Genomic DNA, 3,172 nt, shown 5'->3' with positions numbered 1-3,172 from the left:
GCCCTGCGGCGGGTGCTGCCTGGCTGGTGCCTGCCCAGCCACCCGGCGTGGGCGGTATTTCCGGAGCGCAAGCTGATGCCGCTCAAAACACGGGTGTTCATCGACATGCTGCAGACGGCGCTGGCACAGGTGCAGGCTTGAAGCCAGGCGCCGCAGGGCGTGGCGGTCAGAGATGCTCAGGCGCCAAACAATTTGTTGGCGGTCTGTGCGATGAGCTTGCCCTGAAAGCGTGCGCCGTCCAGTTCGATCACGCTGGGTTGGCGCTGTCCTTGTCCGCCGGCGATCGTGGTCGCTCCGTAGGGGCTGCCACCGACGATTTCATCGAGCGACGTTTGGCCCTGGTAGCTGTACGGCAGCCCCACGATGGTCATGCCGAAATGCATCAGGTTGGTGATGATGGAAAACAGCGTGACTTCCTGGCCGCCATGCTGGGTGGCGGTGGAGGTGAACGCGCCGCCCACCTTGCCGGTCAGTGCGCCGCGCGCCCACAGACCGCCGGCCTGGTCCAGAAAGCTGGCCATCTGCGAGGGCATGCGGCCAAAGCGGGTTGGGCAGCCGACGATGATGGCGTCATAACTTTCAAGTTCCGCCACGGTTGCCACAGGCGCCGCCTGGTCGACCTTGAAATGGGCCGACTTGGCAATTTCCAGTGGAACGGTTTCTGGTACACGCTTGACATCGACCGTGGCCCCGGCTGAGCGGGCACCCTCTGCCATCGCTTGCGCCATGGTTTCAATGTGGCCGTAGGTGGAATAGTAGAGAACGAGGACTTTGGACATGGAAACTCCTTGGGAGGTTGCGCCTGTTGACTCGCCGGGCGCATCGCGAAATGCACGATGGGCAACACATGGTAGTCACAAAGCCAGGGAAGCTTTGATTTTGGGACTATTTGGAAGCCGCTGGAGTCGTCAGCAGGCTTCACAGGCCTGCACGGCATGGCCGACTTGAATGCGCGTCTGTTCAGTCAGATATTCCAGGAAAACGCGCGTGCGCTCGGGCATGAACTTGCGGCTGGGAAGCGCGGCATAGAGCGTGAGCCGGCCGGTGATCCACGGGCGCAAAACACGCACCAGTTCACCGCGCGACAAGTAAAGTGCCACCAAATCCACAGCGACAGAGGTTATACCGGCCCCATCAAGGGCCGCCCTCAGAAGCGTATCGGTATGGTTGATCCAGAGGCCCGGCTCTACCGCCACATCCAGCGGCTCGTCCTGGCGCACAGAATTGAACAAGCGCCATGTGTGCGGACGCAGCCCTGGCGCCTTCAAGCGCAGGACGTCGTGCCTTGCCAGGTCTTGCGGTGTTGCGGGCACACCCCTGCGTTGGAGGTAGGCGGGTGAGGCGACCAGAATGGCCTCGGTGGTGGAAATTTTGCGCGCAATCACGTCCGCATCAAACGCCTCGTCGGTGGGCATCAGCGTGATGTCATAGTCTTCGATCGGGGGCTCCTTGAAAGAAGCCACCTCGATGTTGAGCAGGATCTTCGGGTAAAGCTGCCTGAACCCGGCAATCAACGGTGCCAGCACATGCGATGCCAGCACGGGCGGCGCCAGCACATGCAGGACGCCATCGAGTTCATGCGTGTGCGAGCTGGCCACGCGATGCGCTTCATCGATGTCCTGCAGGATGGCGCGCACCCGGCTCAAATACGTTTCGCCCGCCACACTGAGCGACAAGCGGCGGGTACTGCGGTGCAGCAAGCGCGTGCCCAGATAGCCTTCCAGATCGGCTACCAGGCGGGTCACCACCGCCGGCGAAATGTCCATCGCCCTGGCGGCCGCGGCAAAGCCACCTTCATCGATGACTTTCTGAAAAACCCGCATTGACATCAATCGATCCATGGCGCTTTAGAGCTGTGTTTCAAGGCCTTGATTATTGCGTAATCAACAACGTACCAATGATTTGTACGCTATTTTTCTTTTGAAATAGAAATTTAATAATTCAACCCATCGATGAAGCGCAAGCAATGAAACGCTCCAGAGAAAACGGAAAGACACGCAACAACTTCCGGGTCTGCCAAGACATTTTTAACTTATCAAGGAACCTGATCATGAACCGCAAATACCTCTCCACCCTGACCCTCGCATTGGCTGCCCTGGCCGCAGGCAACGCCCTGGCCGCAGATGCAGCCGCCCCTAAAACGACTGCGCAAGTGCGTGCCGAATTGCTTGACGCCCAACGCACGGGTGACATCGTTGCCAATGGGGATTCGGGCCAGAAGCTCAACGAGCTGTACCCCGGCCAATACCCCTCCAAAGCCGCCGCACAAGGCAATACCCGCGCACAGGTGCTGGCTGAGCTGGCTGAAGCCCGGCGCACGGGTGACTTCGCTGTGCACGGCGAATCGGGCGAGAAGCTCAATGAACTGAACCCCGGTCAATACCCGGCCCAGGCAGCCACGCAAGGCAATACCCGCGCACAAGTTCTGGCCGAACTTGCGCAAGCCAAACGCAGTGGTGCATTGGCGTATGGCGATAACCACAGCAGCCACTAAGGTGTTGCGACGCGGTGCGGCGGCCATCTGACGATGGTCGCCCGCACCGTGGCTTTTCTTGCCGCCAGTCAGCGCCGCCATCCCGACCCATTCGCCAACCCTCACATATCGAAAGTTACACCGTGCGTCGTCATTTACTGGTCCGTCTGATTGGAGTTTTCGCCCTGGCCACCACCAGCCTGCTGGCTATGCCGGCGCGCGCCGAGGATCAGGCTGCGGATGCATTCATCAAGCAGCTGTCCTCCGAGATGCTGAGCAGCATCAAGACCGACCATTCCAGTCAGGTCGGCAATGTGCCGGCGATCATCGCGCTGGTGAACGCCAGGCTCATGCCGAGCGTGAATTTCAAACGCATGACCTCTTCCGCTGCGGGGCCGGCCTGGCGGCAAATGACGCCCGAACAGCAAAAGCGCCTTCAGGAAGAGTTCAAGATTTTGCTGGTGCGCACGTATGCCGGTGCTTTGTCCCAGGTCAGTGATGTGACCATTGCCGTGAAGCCCTTGCGTGCGGCCCCGGGTGACAAGGAACTGGTAGTTCGTACCGAAGTCAAAGGTCAGGGTGACCCGATTCAGTTGGACTACAGGCTGGAAAAAACCGCCGGTGAGGGCGGTGGCTGGAAAATTTACAACCTCAACATCATGGGTGTCTGGCTGGTGGAAACCTACCGCAGCCAGTTTG

General features: G+C 60.0%; 4 protein-coding genes. 2 read left to right on the top strand and 2 right to left on the bottom strand.

Annotation, left to right across the window (positions count from 1 at the left end; genetic code table 11):
* Positions 1 to 176: 176 nt before the first annotated feature.
* Entirely contained in the window at positions 177 to 779 is a 603-nt protein-coding gene (gene wrbA, locus IV091_RS09050; RefSeq protein WP_293467827.1) for an NAD(P)H:quinone oxidoreductase, read from the bottom strand.
* 129 nt (positions 780 to 908) lie between these two features.
* A complete protein-coding gene (locus IV091_RS09045; protein WP_293467824.1) occupies positions 909 to 1,841 on the bottom strand; it encodes a LysR family transcriptional regulator in 933 nt (310 codons plus the stop codon).
* A 209-nt stretch (positions 1,842 to 2,050) separates the two neighbouring features.
* Between IV091_RS09045 and IV091_RS09040 the strand changes: the two genes are divergently transcribed.
* Positions 2,051 to 2,494 carry a DUF4148 domain-containing protein gene (locus IV091_RS09040; protein WP_293467821.1) on the top strand — a complete coding sequence of 148 codons (444 nt, stop codon included), beginning with the start codon at positions 2,051 to 2,053 and terminating at the stop codon, positions 2,492 to 2,494.
* A gap of 188 nt (positions 2,495 to 2,682) precedes the next feature.
* On the top strand, positions 2,683 to 3,172 hold a 490-nt coding region (locus IV091_RS09035; RefSeq protein WP_293467851.1), incomplete at its 3' end, for a phospholipid-binding protein MlaC.

Origin of the sequence: Polaromonas sp. (genome assembly GCF_018780625.1) — a bacterium.
Taxonomy (GTDB): Bacteria; Pseudomonadota; Gammaproteobacteria; order Burkholderiales; family Burkholderiaceae_C; genus Polaromonas.
The sequence above is the reverse complement of the archived record's forward strand: the minus strand, read 5'-3'. Positions and strand labels throughout refer to the sequence as shown.